Annotated in this window: 18 protein-coding genes; 7 read left to right on the top strand and 11 right to left on the bottom strand. The window is 72.5% G+C overall.

Annotated elements, in window-relative coordinates; all coding sequences use genetic code 11:
* Positions 1–10: 10 nt before the first annotated feature.
* On the bottom strand, positions 11–895 hold the full coding sequence (locus ACIQZO_RS02975) for an SDR family NAD(P)-dependent oxidoreductase (RefSeq protein ID WP_403619031.1): 885 nt from the start codon (positions 893–895) through the stop codon (positions 11–13).
* 1 nt (position 896) lies between these two features.
* Positions 897–1,694: an acetoacetate decarboxylase family protein gene (locus ACIQZO_RS02970; RefSeq protein ID WP_403619028.1), complete on the bottom strand. Its 798-nt coding sequence runs from the start codon at positions 1,692–1,694 to the stop codon at positions 897–899.
* A gap of 121 nt (positions 1,695–1,815) precedes the next feature.
* On the opposite strand from ACIQZO_RS02970, the gene ACIQZO_RS02965 reads away from it, so the two are divergent.
* The 5 genes from ACIQZO_RS02965 (at position 1,816) to ACIQZO_RS02945 (ending at position 5,489) form a co-directional block, all read left to right on the top strand.
* Positions 1,816–2,439: a TetR/AcrR family transcriptional regulator gene (locus tag ACIQZO_RS02965; RefSeq protein ID WP_403619025.1), complete on the top strand. Its 624-nt coding sequence runs from the start codon at positions 1,816–1,818 to the stop codon at positions 2,437–2,439.
* A 41-nt stretch (positions 2,440–2,480) separates the two neighbouring features.
* Complete coding sequence (locus ACIQZO_RS02960; protein WP_403619023.1) at positions 2,481–3,458, top strand: DEDDh family exonuclease; 978 nt, start codon at positions 2,481–2,483, stop codon at positions 3,456–3,458.
* A gap of 92 nt (positions 3,459–3,550) precedes the next feature.
* On the top strand, positions 3,551–3,784 hold the full coding sequence (locus ACIQZO_RS02955; protein WP_078938101.1) for a hypothetical protein: 234 nt from the start codon (positions 3,551–3,553) through the stop codon (positions 3,782–3,784).
* Between the two features lie 148 nt (positions 3,785–3,932).
* A complete protein-coding gene (locus tag ACIQZO_RS02950) occupies positions 3,933–4,724 on the top strand; it encodes an SURF1 family protein (RefSeq protein ID WP_403619019.1) in 792 nt (263 codons plus the stop codon).
* A 9-nt stretch (positions 4,725–4,733) separates the two neighbouring features.
* Positions 4,734–5,489, top strand: coding sequence for an SDR family oxidoreductase (locus ACIQZO_RS02945; RefSeq protein ID WP_403619016.1), 756 nt, complete (start codon positions 4,734–4,736; stop codon positions 5,487–5,489).
* A 56-nt stretch (positions 5,490–5,545) separates the two neighbouring features.
* Here the strand turns inward: ACIQZO_RS02945 and amaP are convergent, their stop codons facing one another.
* From amaP to ACIQZO_RS02905, 8 genes are all read right to left on the bottom strand, one after another.
* Positions 5,546–6,103, bottom strand: a complete 558-nt coding sequence (gene amaP / locus ACIQZO_RS02940; RefSeq protein ID WP_403619013.1) for an alkaline shock response membrane anchor protein AmaP — start codon at positions 6,101–6,103, stop codon at positions 5,546–5,548.
* Between the two features lie 4 nt (positions 6,104–6,107).
* Entirely contained in the window at positions 6,108–6,662 is a 555-nt protein-coding gene (locus tag ACIQZO_RS02935; RefSeq protein WP_403619010.1) for a DUF6286 domain-containing protein, read from the bottom strand.
* Positions 6,659–7,030 carry a hypothetical protein gene (locus tag ACIQZO_RS02930; RefSeq protein WP_403619007.1) on the bottom strand — a complete coding sequence of 124 codons (372 nt, stop codon included), beginning with the start codon at positions 7,028–7,030 and terminating at the stop codon, positions 6,659–6,661. The genes ACIQZO_RS02935 and ACIQZO_RS02930 overlap by 4 nt, the downstream gene beginning before the upstream one ends.
* Positions 7,031–7,037: 7 nt before the next feature.
* Positions 7,038–7,223 carry a hypothetical protein gene (locus tag ACIQZO_RS02925; protein WP_030010792.1) on the bottom strand — a complete coding sequence of 62 codons (186 nt, stop codon included), beginning with the start codon at positions 7,221–7,223 and terminating at the stop codon, positions 7,038–7,040.
* Between the two features lie 15 nt (positions 7,224–7,238).
* On the bottom strand, positions 7,239–7,670 hold the full coding sequence (locus ACIQZO_RS02920) for an Asp23/Gls24 family envelope stress response protein (RefSeq protein WP_403619004.1): 432 nt from the start codon (positions 7,668–7,670) through the stop codon (positions 7,239–7,241).
* A gap of 132 nt (positions 7,671–7,802) precedes the next feature.
* A complete protein-coding gene (locus tag ACIQZO_RS02915; protein WP_403619001.1) occupies positions 7,803–8,582 on the bottom strand; it encodes an enoyl-CoA hydratase/isomerase family protein in 780 nt (259 codons plus the stop codon).
* Positions 8,583–8,742: 160 nt separating this feature from the next.
* Positions 8,743–8,964: a helix-turn-helix domain-containing protein gene (locus ACIQZO_RS02910; protein WP_030010789.1), complete on the bottom strand. Its 222-nt coding sequence runs from the start codon at positions 8,962–8,964 to the stop codon at positions 8,743–8,745.
* Between the two features lie 364 nt (positions 8,965–9,328).
* Positions 9,329–10,927, bottom strand: coding sequence for an ABC-F family ATP-binding cassette domain-containing protein (locus tag ACIQZO_RS02905; RefSeq protein ID WP_403618998.1), 1,599 nt, complete (start codon positions 10,925–10,927; stop codon positions 9,329–9,331).
* A 288-nt stretch (positions 10,928–11,215) separates the two neighbouring features.
* On the opposite strand from ACIQZO_RS02905, the gene ACIQZO_RS02900 reads away from it, so the two are divergent.
* Positions 11,216–12,106: a neutral zinc metallopeptidase gene (locus ACIQZO_RS02900; RefSeq protein WP_403618996.1), complete on the top strand. Its 891-nt coding sequence runs from the start codon at positions 11,216–11,218 to the stop codon at positions 12,104–12,106.
* 62 nt (positions 12,107–12,168) lie between these two features.
* Positions 12,169–12,564, top strand: coding sequence for a VOC family protein (locus ACIQZO_RS02895; RefSeq protein ID WP_403618993.1), 396 nt, complete (start codon positions 12,169–12,171; stop codon positions 12,562–12,564).
* Between the two features lie 61 nt (positions 12,565–12,625).
* Here ACIQZO_RS02895 and ACIQZO_RS02890 read toward each other — a convergent pair whose 3' ends face one another.
* Positions 12,626–14,098, bottom strand: a complete 1,473-nt coding sequence (locus tag ACIQZO_RS02890) for a hypothetical protein (RefSeq protein ID WP_403618990.1) — start codon at positions 14,096–14,098, stop codon at positions 12,626–12,628.
* Positions 14,099–14,198: the final 100 nt, after the last annotated feature.

The following is a 14,198-nucleotide window of genomic DNA, read 5'->3' as shown; positions in this document are numbered from 1 at the left end:
CAGACGCCCCTCAGTCGAGGATGAAGCTTTCCAGGTAGGCGGGGTTGGACCGGTCGAGCATCGACTGCGACCGGGCGCGGATCTGCCGGTCGCTGTGCTCGCCGGCCGGGAGCATCCAGAAGCGGTCGGCGCGGATGCCGTCGACGACGTGCTCGGCGACCTCCTCGACCGGGGTGAAGCGCACCTCGTGGCCGGCCTGCTTCATCGCGGCCTCGTACTGGTCGAGGCTGCGGTACGGGGCCTTGCGCGGCCGCTGCTTCGCATACCGCTCGGGCCGGTTTCGGTGCGACTCCCACAGTCCGGTGCGCAGCATGTGCGGTCCGGGGAAGAGGACGGAGGCCCCGACGGCGGCTCCCTCCGCCTTGAGGTGGGCGTAGAGCGACTCGGTCATGGTGACCACGGCCGCCTTGGTGACGGCGTACACGGAGGCGGTGGGCAGGGGGGCGATGCCGCCGTCGCCCGAGGAGGTGTTGACGATGTGGCCGGGCACGCCGGAGGCGATCATGCGGGGGACGAAGGCCTGGATGCCGTGGAAGACCCCCCACACATTGACGGAGAAGGCCCACTTCCAGTCGTTGGGCTCGTGCTCCCACATCCGGCCCTCGGCTCCGGAGCCGACGCCCGCGTTGTTGCAGAGCACGTGCACGGCGCCGAAGGTCTCGTAGGCGGCGTCCGCCAGCGCGGTCACGGAGTCGCGGTCGCTGACGTCGACCACCCTGGCGAGGACCTGGGCGCCGTCCGCGACGAGTTCGTCGGAGGCCTTGCGCAGGGCGGACTCCTCCACGTCGGCGAGGACCACCTTCAGTCCTTCGGCGGCGAAGCGGTGGGCCATCGCGAGGCCGATGCCGCCGGCCGCTCCGGTGACGACGGCCACCTGTCCCGGTTCGAGTCGCATGTCAGACACTCCCCTCGGGCGGTCCGTCGAGGATCTGCAGGGGGTCGTCGTAGCGCTGGTGGATGTACGGGAGCAGAGCCCGGGCGCTGACCCGCTCCACGACCCGGCCCTTCTGGTCGGTGGTCTTCTCCCCGATGGTGATCTCCACGATCCGGCGGACGGGAAGGTCGGCGACCGGGTCGAACATCGACTCCCGCAGCACGACGTCCCCGGTGACGTGCTCCAGCTTGCGGACCTTCTCGTTGCGGGTGCAGTGCACGAGCACCGGGTCGATGTCGAATCCCGAACCGTCCACCGCGGGGAGGAACTTGAAGTAGAAGTCGGTTTTCCGGGCGGGCTCGGGCAGCGGCAGTACGCGGTCCACCGCGCCACGCACCTCGACGAACGCGATGCCGTGCCGGGCGAGGGAGGCGTGGACGACGAGGCCGTCGCGCTCCACGGTGACCTCGCCCAGCTTCTTCGGCTCGCCGAAGACCTCGCGGCCGCCGGTCAGGGCGCGCTCGTGGGTCATCGGCATGACCAGGGGGTACCAGCCCTCGACCCCGTCGTGCCGGGCGGCGACGGCCACCGAGCCGGCGCCGAGCGGGTAGCCGGGCAGGTCGACCTTGCTGATGTTGGCCCGTACGAGGGGCCGGTCGGCCGGTTTCAGCGGCGGCGGCAGGACGGCCGCCACCACGTCGGGGTCGCTCTCCCAGACGGCCACGACACCGGTGGACCAGATGTCGGGGAGCTTCGAGCTCTTCTCGCGCGACGCCGCGATCTCGGCCTCGGTCCGCGCTCCGTACCGTACGCGTGCCATCTCTCGCACCATCCCTCAACTCGGGGTCGGGTCTGTAACACAGTTACACCGCCACCGATGAAGGGTAAAGACCCCTGCACGCAACAGAATTGACGAGCCGACAGATTGGTGGTGGACGGCCGTGGCCAGAACCACGCTCACCCGCGACGAGGTACTGGAGGCCGCCGCCTCGCTGGTCAAGCAGCACGGCCCGGCCGCCCTCACCATGCGCAAGCTCGCCGCCGAGCTGGGGACCGCGGTGACGTCCATCTACTGGCACGTCGGCAACCGGGAGTCCCTCCTCGACGCGCTCGTGCAGCGCACCGTCGACGAGATGGGCGCGATCCGGCCGGCCGGCCACACCCCCGCCGAGCGGATCCTGACGGTGGCCCGGATCCTGCGCCGCGAACTGCGCGCGCGTCCGCACCTGATCGCGATGGTCCACGAACGCGGGCTCACCGAGCGGATGTTCCTGCCCGCCCAGCAGGCGCTCGTCCACGAGGTGCACGCCGCCGGGCTGCGCGGCTCCCGGGCGGCGGACGCGGTGCGCGCCGTCCAGTTCCAGGTCGTCGGGTACCTGCTGGTCGAACGCAACCGCGAACGCGCTCCCGCGCAGTCCCCGGCCGAGAGCGAGCTCCGGGACCCGGCCACGGCCCCCCACGACCCGGCCCTCGCCCGCGCCCTGGCCCGCCCGGCGGACCCGGACCGGCTGTTCCTGCTGTCCGTGCGGGCCCTGGTGCACGCCCTGCTCGAGCCGGGTCCGTAGACCGGCACGGCCACAGCTGTCAGTCGGGGCCGATATCCTCTGTGACCATGCTCGCCGACCGTACGACCGCAGAGACGATGTGGCCGACCGCGTACCCACAGGGGTACGCGGTCGTCGACGTGGAGACCACCGGACTCGCTCGCGACGACCGGATAGTCTCCGCAGCCGTCTACCGGCTCGACGCCCAGGGCAATGTGGAGGACCACTGGTACACGCTGGTCAACCCGCGGCGCGACCCGGGACCGGTGTGGATCCACGGGCTGACGAGCGCGATGCTCGCCGACGCCCCGCTCTTCGAGGACATCGCCGAGGAGTTCGCCGACCGGCTCGCGGACCGGGTGCTGGTCGCGCACAACGCCATCTTCGACTGGCAGATGATCGCCAGGGAGTACGCGCGGGCCGCGGCGACCGCGCCGGTCCGCCAGCGGCTTTGCACCATCGCCCTGTCGAAGGAACTGGGCCTGCCGCTGCCCAACCACAAGCTGGAGTCGCTCGCCGCGCACTTCGGCGTGGTCCAGCAGCGTGCCCACCACGCACTCGACGACGCCCGGGTGCTCGCGGAGGCGTTCCGCCCCTCGCTGCACGCGGCCGCGGAGGGCGGCGTACGGCTGCCGCTGCTGGAATGCCGGCCGCTGACCGAGTGGTCGGACTCCGCCGCCACCCCGAGGGTGGGGTACCAGTCCTCCTACCGGGGCGGCAGCTGGCGGCCCTCGCGCAAGCGGCCGCCGTGCCCGCACCCGAATCCTGGGCGCTACGAGGACAGCAAGCCGCTGAAGCAGGGCATGCGGATCGCCTTCTCCGGTGACACCTCGGTGGAGCGGGAGCTGTTGGAGGACCGTGCGGTCGAGGCGGGCCTGCACATCGCGACGAGTGTGTCGCGGCTCACCAGTCTCCTGGTGACCAACGACCCCGACTCCGCGACCTCCAAGACGGTCAAGGCGAAGAGCTTCGGCACCCCGGTCGTCGACGAGGCGGCCTTCACACAGCTGCTGCGGGACGTGGCTCCGGCCGAGTCCTGATCCGGACGGCCGTTGCGCCGGCCGGGTGCAGGCGCGGCGACTCACCCCGCTGGATCTTGTTCCGTCCCTTCCCCGTGCGCAGCATTCGGCGCATGGCACGTTGTGAGGTCTGCGGAAACGATTACGGCATGTCCTTCGAGGTGCACGCGCAGGGCGCCGTGCACGTCTTCGACTGCTTCTCCTGCGCCATCCACCGCATGGCGCCCGTCTGCGAGCACTGCCGGGTCTCGATCATCGGCCAGGGCGTCGAGGTCGAGGGGCAGTGGTTCTGCGGGGCGCACTGCGCCCGGGCGGAGGGGAAGGTGGGCATCGTCGACCGCGTCTGACCCTCCTGCGCTCCCCCGCGCCACGGCATCCGTCCGACCGTCGTCCCGCACTCGTCCGACACTCGTCCGTCACCCCGTTCCGTACGCCACGACCCCGGACGGCCACCCGGCTGCCGGGGTCCTTCGCCCTGCGGGTACCGTCGTGGGCGTGTACCGCTTTGTGCTGACCCGGCAGTGGGTGTTCCTCACCCTGATCGCCCTCGCCCTCATCCCCGTGATGATCAAGCTGGGGTTCTGGCAGTACCACCGCCATGAGCACCGGGTCGCGCAGAACCAGCTGATCGAGGCGAACCTGCGGGCGAAGCCGGTCCCCGTGACCGAGGTCACCTCCCCCGGGCACCGCGTGCCCCGCGCCGACTTCTGGCGTGCCGTCACCGCGACCGGCAGCTACGACACCGCTCACGAGGTCGTCGTACGGATGCGCACCGACAACGACGACAAGGTCGGCTTCCACGTCCTGACCCCGCTGGTCCTCTCCGACGGCCGGGTGGTCCTGGTCAACCGGGGCTGGGTGCCGGGCGGCGACGACCCGCGCGCCTACCCGCCGGTGCCCGCCCCGCCCACCGGCGAGGTCACGGTCACCGGCCGGCTGAAGGCGGACGAGACGAGCGGCGGCAGCGGCATCAAGGACCGCAAGGGCCTGCCGGACCGTCAGGTGATGCTGATCAACAGCACGCGGCAGGCCGAGTACCTGGGCCGGACGGTCCTCGGCGGGTACATGGAGCTGACGGCTCCGCAGCCGGGCGACGGCGGCCCGGAGACCATCGCCGACCCCGACCACGACTCGATCGGCCCGCACATGGCGTACGCCGTCCAGTGGTGGCTGTTCACCGGCGCGGTTCCGGTGGGCTGGGTCGTCCTCGTACGCCGGGAGAGGCGCGAGCGCGAGGAAGAGGCGGCCGGGGCCGAAGCCTCCCGGCAGGAGCCGGCGACGGCGTAGCGTGTCGGCATGGATCTTGGACTGAAAGACCGTGTCTACATCGTCACCGGGGCCACGCGCGGCCTCGGCCTCGCCTGCGCCCGGGAACTGACCGCCGACGGCGCGAAGGTCCTCCTGACGGGCCGGGACGAGAAGCGGGCGGCCGACGCCGCCGCCGAGCTCGGACCGAACGCGGTCGGTGCGGCGGCCGACAACTCGGACCCGGAGGCGGCCGCGCGGCTCGTCGCCACCGCGCGGGAGCGCTTCGGCCGCCTCGACGGCATCCTCATCAGCGTCGGCGGCCCGGCGCCGGGCTTCGCGGCGGACAACACCGACGCGCAGTGGGCGGCGGCCTTCGAGTCGGTCTTCCTGGGCGCCGTCCGCCTCGCCCGGGCCGCCGCCGCCGAGCTGGGCGAGGGCGGGGTCATCGGCTTCGTCCTGTCGGGCTCGGTCCACGAGCCGATCCCCGGCCTGACCATCTCCAACGGACTGCGCCCGGGCCTCGCCGGCTTCGCGAAGTCCCTCTCCCTGGAGCTGGGACCGCGCGGGATCCGGGTCGTCGGCCTGCTTCCGGCGCGCATCGACACCGACCGGGTGCGCGAGCTCGACGCGCTGTCGGGCGACGCCGAGGCCGCGCGGGCGGGCAACGAGTCGCGTATCCCGCTGCGCCGCTACGGCGCCCCGGAGGAGTTCGGCCGCACCGCGGCCTTCCTGCTCTCCCCGGCGGCCTCGTACCTGACGGGTGTCATGCTCCCGGTCGACGGCGGCTCCCGGCACGGCTTCTGACGCTTCGCGTCCGGGGCCGCGCCGGGCCGCGCCGGGCCGCGCCGGGTCCGCGCCGGCTACGTCACGCGCTGGGCCCGGTGGGAGGTCACCTTGAGGCGGGCCTCCGCGGGCAGTTCCGCGAGGCCCGCCGAGGTCCGGGCGTGGGTGAGGACCGGTCCGGCCACGGCGGCCAGGGCGTCGGCGGGCACCGCGTGGGGTTCCAGTTCCAGCGCGACCCGCAGCGCCGGCGACCCGCGCCGCCCGCGCAGGGCGACCCGGCAGCCGGCGACGCCGTCCAGCGCGCCGGCCTCCGCGGCCACCGCCGCCTCCAGCGCACGCCCGCGGAGCAGGGCGAACGCCCCGTCACCGGTGTCCACGAAGACCGCTCCCAGCCGGGAGCGCCGCAGTTGGGACAGCAGCCACCACAGCGCCAGCAGCACGCCCACGACGAGCCCCGCGATCACCGCCCACCACCACCAGCCGTCGGCGTGCCAGTAGCGGCTGCGGGTCAGCTCGCTCAGCAGCGGCGCGTGGCGGCCGTGCAGCGGCCACGCGCCCGTCAGCACCACGGTCCCCGCGGCCAGCAGGACCGCTCCGGCCACCGCCAGCAGGATCCGGTTCACCATCCCGAGCATCCCGTCACCTCCTGACCCGCACGCGCGGCTGCGGCGGGTGGGCGAGCCCCAGTTCCTCGATGCCGACGGCCAGGGCCGCGTCCAGGTCGGCCCGTACGTCGTCCAGCTCGCGGAAGTGCGAGGTGGCCCGTACCCCGACGTGGGAGCGGCGCACCCTGACCCGGACGGACCGCACCCCGGACACCTCCATGGCCCGGTCCCGCAGGACCTGAGCGGCGTCCTTGCGCCCGAGCCCGGCCCGTACGCCCGCCCCCGGGTCCGGGGGCAGCATCGGCAGGATCCCGCGGAGCCCCGGGGCCAGCGCGAGCAGCAGGAGCACGGCCCCGACCAGCGCCGCGGCACCGGCGATCAGCTGCACCCCCAGGTCCGCGGGTGTGTGCGTCGCCAGGAGGTCGGCGAGGTCGCGGCGCCAGCTCATCCCGGGCCGGTCGGCCCGTACGGCGGCCAGGTCGTACAGGAACAGGACCGCCACACCGAGCAGAACCAGGGCGGTGAGCGCGGCGGGGACCCGCCGGACGGAGCGGAACCGGCGCACGCGAACGGAGCGCGGGGCCGTCACCGCAGCCGCCGGTCCCGCCCGGGGGCGGTCCGGGTGTGGGTGGAGTGCAGGTGCTCGATGTCGATGTCCACCTCGGGGACGGACATCGACGCGCACTCCTCGACGCGCAGGGCGACCTGGCGGCGTACGGCCGCGCACTGGGCAGCCAGGTCGGAGGGGTAGTCCAGCTCCAGGCTGACCCGGACCCGCGCGATGTCGTGGTGCACCGTGACGGTGGCGTGCGCGGGCGCGCCCGAGGTCGTGTCGAGCACTTCCCGGGCGGCCTGGGCCGCGATCTTGGCGACGACCCGGTCGGCGATCCGGGTCGACCCGCGGTCGGCGGCGGCGACGCGGGGCGCGGTGGAGCGCGGCGGGCTGCTGCTGCTCATCGGCGCCTCACCCGCGCCGGTCGTCGCGGCGGCGGAACAGGTCCCCGGGTTCCAGGTCCCCGTCGAGGAACCGCCCCGCGACGAAGCCGATGGCGCCAAGGGCCGCCACCAGCAGGAAGGCTCCGAAGCCGCCGAAGTACCCGGCGAACGCCAGGGCCATGCCGGCGAAGAGTCCGGCGATCGCCATGCTCATGCGGGCTCCTCTCGGCTACTGGAGACGGGATTCCGGTTCCTCGTCGGGCTCATCGGGCAGCTTGACGTCGCTGACCGCGATGTTGACCTCGACGACCTCCAGGCCCGTCATCCGCTCGACCGCCGAGATGACGTTCTCCCGGACCGCCCGTGCCACGTCGCGGATCGAGACGCCGTAGTCCACGACGATCTCCAGGTCGAGGGCCGTCTGGACCTCGCCGACCTCTGCCTTGACCCCGCGGCTGACACCGGCCTTGCCGCCGCCCGGCACCCGGTCGCGGACGGCGCCGAAAGTACGGGAGAGGCCGCTGCCGCTGCCCATGGCGTGTACGCCGACCACCTCGCGGGCGGCCAGCCCGGCGATCTTCTCGACCACCCCGTCGGCGATGGACGTACGTCCCCTCTCGCCGGGCTCCTTGCCGAAGCCCCCTGCTGCGGATTCGGTCATCGCGCATGTCCCTTCGCGTGGGTGGCGGACTCACTCCGCACCACGTTAGGCGCCGGACCGCGTCGGCGCCCCGGGACTACGCCGGTCGGCCCGCCGACTTTCGCCGGGACGCCGACCGGACCGCGGCGGCCGTCAGTCGGAGAGACCGGCCAGATCCCGCAGGCGGCGGGCCTGCGCCGCGCGCTCGGCGGCGCGCTGATCGTCGTAGGGCCGGGATGTGGCGGAGCGCAGAAGTGTCTTCGTCTCGATCACGGCGTCGCGCGGCGGGGCGATCAGGGCCGTGGTGAGGTCCTGGACGGCGGCGTCGAGCTCGTCGGGCGCGACCACGAGGTTGGCGAGGCCGACGCGCTCCGCCTCCTCGGCATGCACGAAGCGGCCCGTGGCGCAGATCTCGAGCGCACGGGCGTAGCCGACCAGGGAGGTCAGCGGCTGGGTGCCGGCCAGGTCGGGGACCAGGCCCAGGCTGGTCTCGCGCATGGCGAACTGCACGTCGTCCGCGACCACGCGCAGGTCGCACGCGAGCGCGAGCTGGAAGCCGGCGCCGATCGCGTGCCCCTGCACGGCGGCGACGGAGACGATGTCGTTACGCCTCCACCAGGTGAATGCCTCCTGGTACTCGGCGATCGTGGAGTCGAGCAGTTCGTCCGAACCGCGCGCCAGATCGAGGAAGGACGGCTCGCCCTCGAAACCCTCGGGGGTGAACGCCTGCCGGTCGAGCCCTGCGGAGAAGGACTTGCCCTCACCGCGCAGCACGACGACCCGGACGGTGCCCGGCAACAACCTCCCGGCCTCGGCCAAAGCCCGCCAGAGCGCGGGGGATTGGGCATTTCGCTTGGCCGGATTGGTCAGTGTCACCGTGGCGACCGTGTCGTCGACGGTAAGTCGTACGCCGTCCTTGTCGAGCAGAGCCATCTGTCATGCCTCCGGTGTGCAGTCGGCCGCAAGCTCGGCCGTAAGTGACTGCACAGTAACCACCCAGCCGACCGGAAGGCCGACCGGGGGTCACCGAAGGAATCGTCGGATCATGATGAACCTTGAAACGGTTGCCGCGTTGGAACCGATGGGGCCGGGGTCAGGCCGTGGCCGCCTTCTTGCCGCGTGTCGCGCCACCGCGACCACGTAGCGAAACCCCGGACTCACTGAGCATCCGGTGAACGAATCCGTAGGACCGGCCGGTCTCTTCGGCCAGCGCCCGGATACTCGCACCGGAGTCGTACTTCTTCTTCAGGTCTGCCGCGAGCTTGTCGCGCGCGGCGCCGGTTACCCGGCTGCCCTTCTTCAGAGTCTCGGCCACCCGTGCCTCCTCATGGGAAGTGCGCTCTGGACTTCTCATGATCACCCCTCTCACGCTTCCTGGCCACCCATTCAGCAAGGTCGGTACGACGGCATTTCCCGAGCGGTGGACGCCCGAGCAGAACGGAATCTTCCATTCCGCTGCATGACCTCCGTCACACTCCGCCGCCCCCGCCGGAAACCACCAGGTCAGGGGCGCGGAACCGGAAAACGAACGGCCCCGGTCGCGCACCTCCACGGGTGCGGCCAGGGCCGTCGTACGACGCGCAACGGTACGAGACCGTCTCACTCAGATGATGGATCACCCGTGAGCCGAATGATCCATAAGGAACTGGATCAGAAGCGGAACGGGAACCGGAACCCGCTCAGGCGAGGGCCACCAGGTCCCGGTAGTCCGGTCCCCACAGGTCCTCGACGCCGTCCGGGAGCAGGATGATCCGCTCCGGCTCCAGCGCCTCGACGGCGCCCTCGTCGTGCGTGACGAGGATGACCGCGCCCTTGTAGGTGCGCAGCGCGCCCAGGATCTCCTCGCGGCTGGCCGGGTCGAGGTTGTTCGTGGGCTCGTCGAGGAGGAGCACGTTCGCCGAGGAGACGACCAGCGTGGCCAGGGCGAGGCGGGTCTTCTCGCCGCCGGAGAGCACCCCGGCCGGCTTGTCCACGTCGTCCCCGGAGAAGAGGAAGGAGCCGAGCGTCTTGCGTACGGCGACCAGGTCCAGGTCGGGCGCGGAGGAGCGCATGTTCTCCAGGACCGTGCGCTCGGGATCCAGCGTCTCGTGCTCCTGGGCGTAGTAGCCGAGCTTGAGGCCGTGGCCGGGGACGACCGTGCCGGTGTCCGGCTTCTCCGTACCCGAGAGCAGGCGCAGCAGGGTGGTCTTGCCGGCGCCGTTGAGGCCGAGGATGACGACGCGGGAGCCCTTGTCGATGGCCAGGTCGACGTCGGTGAAGATCTCCAGCGAGCCGTACGACTTCGACAGGCCCTCGGCGGTCAGCGGGGTCTTGCCGCAGGGCGCCGGGTCCGGGAAGCGGAGCTTGGCGACCTTGTCGGAGATGCGGACGGCCTCCAGGCCCGCGAGCAGCCGGTCGGCGCGCTTGGCCATGTTCTGGGCGGCGACGGTCTTGGTGGCCTTGGCGCGCATCTTGTCGGCCTGCGAGTTCAGGGCCGCGGCCTTCTTCTCGGCGTTCTGGCGCTCGCGCTTGCGGCGCTTCTCGTCGGCCTCGCGCTGCTGCTGGTAGAGCTTCCAGCCCATGTTGTAGACGTCGATCCGGGAGCGGTTGGCGTCCAGGTAGAAGACCTTGTTGACGACGGTCTCGACCAGGTCGACGTCGTGGGAGATGACGATGAAGCCACCGCGGTAGGTCTTCAGGTAGTCGCGCAGCCAGACGATCGAGTCGGCGTCGAGGTGGTTGGTGGGCTCGTCGAGGAGCAGGGTGTCGGCGTCCGAGAAGAGGATCCGGGCCAGCTCGACGCGGCGGCGCTGACCACCGGAGAGGGTGTGCAGGGGCTGGCCGAGCACGCGGTCGGGCAGGCCGAGGGCGGCCGAGATGGTCGCGGCCTCCGCCTCGGCGGAGTAGCCGCCCTTGGTCAGGAACTCCGTCTCCTGGCGTTCGTACTGCTTCATCGCCTTGTCCCGGGTGCCCCCGGAGCCGGTGGCGATGCGCTCCTCGTTCATGCGCATCTTCTTGATGAGCACGTCGAGGCCGCGGGCGGAGAGGATCCGGTCGCGGGCCAGTACGTCGAGGTCGCCGGTACGCGGGTCCTGCGGGAGGTAGCCGACCTCGCCCGAGCGGGCGATCGAACCGGCGGCGGGCTGGCCCTCGCCCGCGAGGCACTTGGTGAGGGTGGTCTTGCCCGCCCCGTTGCGGCCGACCAGGCCGATGCGGTCGCCCTTGGCGACGCGGAAGGAGGCGGACTCGATAAGGATGCGGGCGCCGGCGCGCAGCTCGATGCCGGTGGCGGTGATCACGGAAATACTCCAGAGCGGGGGGACGGCGGAAGGGGGGGCAGGACGCGAAGCCTCGACGCCGCTAATCCGCGAGGAGATGTGCCATGCGAGACATTCTACCGGGGCTGTGCAACTGGTTTCCGGGCGCGGGCCCGGCCGGCCGGCGGCCGTGAGCCGCTCCCCCGCATCCCCCGTCCGGCCCAGTGGTCCCGGGGGTGGCCGGGGCGCGTACCGGAATGAATGGGTTGATACTCGCCGCAAGGGTGCAGACGCGGCCGTACCTGTACGACGAGTGGAGGGCGGTGCGGGATGCAGTTCGACGACGACGCCAGACTCGACGGCTCCGAGGTCGAGGACAGGCGCGGCGGCAGCCGCATCCCGGGCGGGAAGGCCACCGTCGGCGGCGGCATCGTCGGTCTCATCGCGCTGGTCATGGGGCTGCTGTTCGGGGTGGGGCCGGACCAGCTGGGGCTGTCCCCCACGGAGCAGCCGGCGCCGGCCTCCTCGTCGGTCGAGGAAGTGCAGCAGGCCTGTACGTCGGGGCAGGACGCGAACACGCGCGAGGACTGCCGGCTGGTGGCGGTGGTCAGGAGCACCCAGGCCTTCTGGAAGCAGGAGTTCGCCCGGCGCGGTGGCCAGTACAGCCCGGCGAAGACGGTGTTCTTCGAGGACCGGGTGAACACCGCGTGCGGGATGGCGACCGCGGCGGTGGGCCCCTTCTACTGCCCCGCGGACCGCAAGGTCTATCTGGACCTCGACTTCTTCGACGAGCTGCGGACGAAGTTCGGTGCGACCGGCGGCCCCTTCGCGCAGGCGTACGTCGTCGCCCACGAGTACGGGCACCACATCCAGAACCTGACCGGCACGCTCCAGCGGGCGCAGGACGGCAGGCAGGGCGCGAACAGCAACGCGGTCAAGGTCGAGCTGCAGGCCGACTGCTACGCGGGGGTGTGGGCGCACAACGCCACGAATGTCGCGGACGCCTCCACGGGGCGGCCGCTGATCAAGACGTTGACCGACGCCGACATCAGGGACGGGCTGGACGCGGCCGCGGCGGTCGGCGACGACCGGATCCAGGAGAAGTTCCAGGGCCGGGTGACCCCGGAGTCCTGGACGCACGGCTCGGCCGAGCAGCGTCAGCAGTGGTTCTACCAGGGCTACCGGACCGGCGACATGGCCCAGTGCAACACCTTCCGCTGACCGTCGGCGGCGCCTGCCATGCTGTGTGACGCGGGTCACCGTCACGAGAGGGAGTGATCGTCATGGCAGGCGTTCCGTCCATCTGTCCCACGCTGGTCTACCGCGACGCGAAGGCGGCGATCCGGCTGCTCACCGAGGCGTTCGGGTTCAGCCAGGTCGCCGTCTACGAGGGTGAGGACGGCTCGGTGATGCACGCCGAGCTGGCGTACGGCAACGGCATGGTGATGCTGGGCAGCTCGGGCAGCGGCGGGGCCTTCGACAAGGCCATGCAGGGCGCCGGCCCCTCGGGGGTCTATGTGGTGGTCGAGGACGTGGACGCGCACCACCGGCGGGCGGTCGAGCATGGCGCGGAGATCCTCATGGGCCCCACCGATCAGGACTACGGCTCCCGCGACTACATGGCCCGTGACGCCGAGGGCAACGTCTGGAGCTTCGGAACGTACGCGCCGCAGGTATGACCCGGCGGCCCGTACGGCGCCCCTGCCCCTGCTCCTCGCCCGTCGGCCTCGCCCCGCGCCGTCACTCGCCGCCGGTGTGGACCTGGAAGGCGGCCCGGCGGACGGCCTTGGCCAGCGTCGGGTCGGGGTGGGCGGCGGCCAGCGCGACGAGGACCTGCACGGTGCGCGGATGACCGACCGCGCGGACCTCGTCCAGCAGCCGGGGGACGGTGGTCCGCACGGCCGAGTCGAGGTGGCGGGCCAGCAGCTCGGCCTCGCCGTGGTCGGCGATGGCGGCCGCGGTGTCCACCCACAGCCAGGTCGACTCCTCGGCGGTCAGGACGTACTGCGCCTCGTCGGGGTCGATCCCGTCGTGCTCGGCGAGCCAGAGCAGGACGTAGGGGCGCAGGGCGGGCTCGCGCACGGCGGCGCGCACCTCGGGCTCGGCGGGGGCGCCGACCACGCGCAGCGCCTCGAAGGCGAGGCCGCGCAGCAGGGCGTCCTCGCCGCGGGCCGCCTGGAGCAGCTCGGCGACGGCGTGGCCGACGGGCCGGGCGGCGAGCCAGGCCTGGTACTCGGCGCGGGCCGGACCGGGGGTGAGCCGCGCGCAGCCGTGCAGCATGGCGGCGGCGGACTGCTCGATGTTCCCGGCGGGGCTCTGCGCCGCGACGCAGATCTGCTCCAGCTTGACCCAGACGGCCCAGCTGCCGAGCGGGGTGAGCGTGGCCCGGGCGGGGCCGAGGGTGACGGCGTCCACGGCGGCGAGTCCGCCGAGCGCCCAGCGCAGCAGCCGGGCGAGCGGGACGGGGCGGGCCTCCGCGGATCCGGCGGCGGACGTGAGCCCGGCCGACGGCGCCGGCGCGGCAGTCGGCGCGGCCCCGACCGTCGGCGCCGCGGCCGGCTCGACCTCGTAGGGGATCTCGCACCGCTCGTCGCGCAGTTCGGTGACGCGCTGCCCCAGCAGGTCGAGCAGGTCCGGCACGGTCACCGGGCCGGCGGACAGCTGGAGCAGGGAAAGGAGTTGGGGCATGGCCTCGACAACCTCGGCGACGGCCGAGGGCGCGATGTCCGCGGGAGCGGGATGCACCAGTGACCAGGCGTCGAAGAGGGCGACCCAGCCGCGCAGTACGGCGGTGTCGTCGCGGTCCCAGGCACGCAGCCGCCAGCCGGGGCGGGCATGGCCGCCGTGCACCTCGACCAGTCCGGCGAGCCGGGCGCGGTCCCAGCCGACCCGGATCTGGCCGTGCGTCAGTGCCAGTTCCCCTGCGGCGCGTTCTACGTCGGCCGCGGACAGCGCGCCCGTGGGGGCGGGCCGGCCGCCGTCTCCGGCGCCGAGGTTGCGTTCGGCCCAGCGGGTCAGGCGTACGGCATCGGCGAGCGAGGCCCGGGCCCGGTTCGCGAGGTCGGCCGTGGCGGGCGTACCCGCCGGGGGCCTGGGCGCGGGCCGGGTGCGTCGGTCGGTCACCGCCTTGCGGGCCGCGGCGACGGAGCGCGGCGAGACGAGTCGGAGTCTGGAGTCGCGAGCCAACTGCTCATCAGGCTTTCGGGACGTCACGGAAGCAGTCTCGCCCGTCACTGGCCGAAAGCCCAAACGGAACCCGTCGTTGCTGCCGACCACCCGCAGTGCAGACCGGGACAAGCCGCCCGCAGGGCTC

The sequence above is a fragment of the Streptomyces sp. NPDC097617 genome (assembly GCF_044761485.1).
GTDB lineage: Bacteria > Actinomycetota > Actinomycetes > Streptomycetales > Streptomycetaceae > Streptomyces.
This window is presented reverse-complemented; position numbering and strand designations above follow the sequence as displayed.

What these genes read in the sequence shown, in the direction of transcription:
- ACIQZO_RS02975 (WP_403619031.1), bottom strand. Translation starts at nt 895, where the DNA reads ATGCGACTCGAACCGGGACAGGTGGCCGTCGTCACCGGAGCGGCCGGC.
- ACIQZO_RS02970 (WP_403619028.1), bottom strand. Translation starts at nt 1,694, where the DNA reads ATGGCACGCGTACGGTACGGAGCGCGGACCGAGGCCGAGATCGCGGCG.
- ACIQZO_RS02955 (WP_078938101.1), top strand. Translation starts at nt 3,551, where the DNA reads ATGGCACGTTGTGAGGTCTGCGGAAACGATTACGGCATGTCCTTCGAG.
- ACIQZO_RS02945 (WP_403619016.1), top strand. Translation starts at nt 4,734, where the DNA reads ATGGATCTTGGACTGAAAGACCGTGTCTACATCGTCACCGGGGCCACG.
- amaP (WP_403619013.1), bottom strand. Translation starts at nt 6,103, where the DNA reads ATGCTCGGGATGGTGAACCGGATCCTGCTGGCGGTGGCCGGAGCGGTC.
- ACIQZO_RS02930 (WP_403619007.1), bottom strand. Translation starts at nt 7,030, where the DNA reads ATGAGCAGCAGCAGCCCGCCGCGCTCCACCGCGCCCCGCGTCGCCGCC.
- ACIQZO_RS02925 (WP_030010792.1), bottom strand. Translation starts at nt 7,223, where the DNA reads ATGAGCATGGCGATCGCCGGACTCTTCGCCGGCATGGCCCTGGCGTTC.
- ACIQZO_RS02920 (WP_403619004.1), bottom strand. Translation starts at nt 7,670, where the DNA reads ATGACCGAATCCGCAGCAGGGGGCTTCGGCAAGGAGCCCGGCGAGAGG.
- ACIQZO_RS02915 (WP_403619001.1), bottom strand. Translation starts at nt 8,582, where the DNA reads ATGGCTCTGCTCGACAAGGACGGCGTACGACTTACCGTCGACGACACG.
- ACIQZO_RS02900 (WP_403618996.1), top strand. Translation starts at nt 11,216, where the DNA reads ATGCAGTTCGACGACGACGCCAGACTCGACGGCTCCGAGGTCGAGGAC.
- ACIQZO_RS02895 (WP_403618993.1), top strand. Translation starts at nt 12,169, where the DNA reads ATGGCAGGCGTTCCGTCCATCTGTCCCACGCTGGTCTACCGCGACGCG.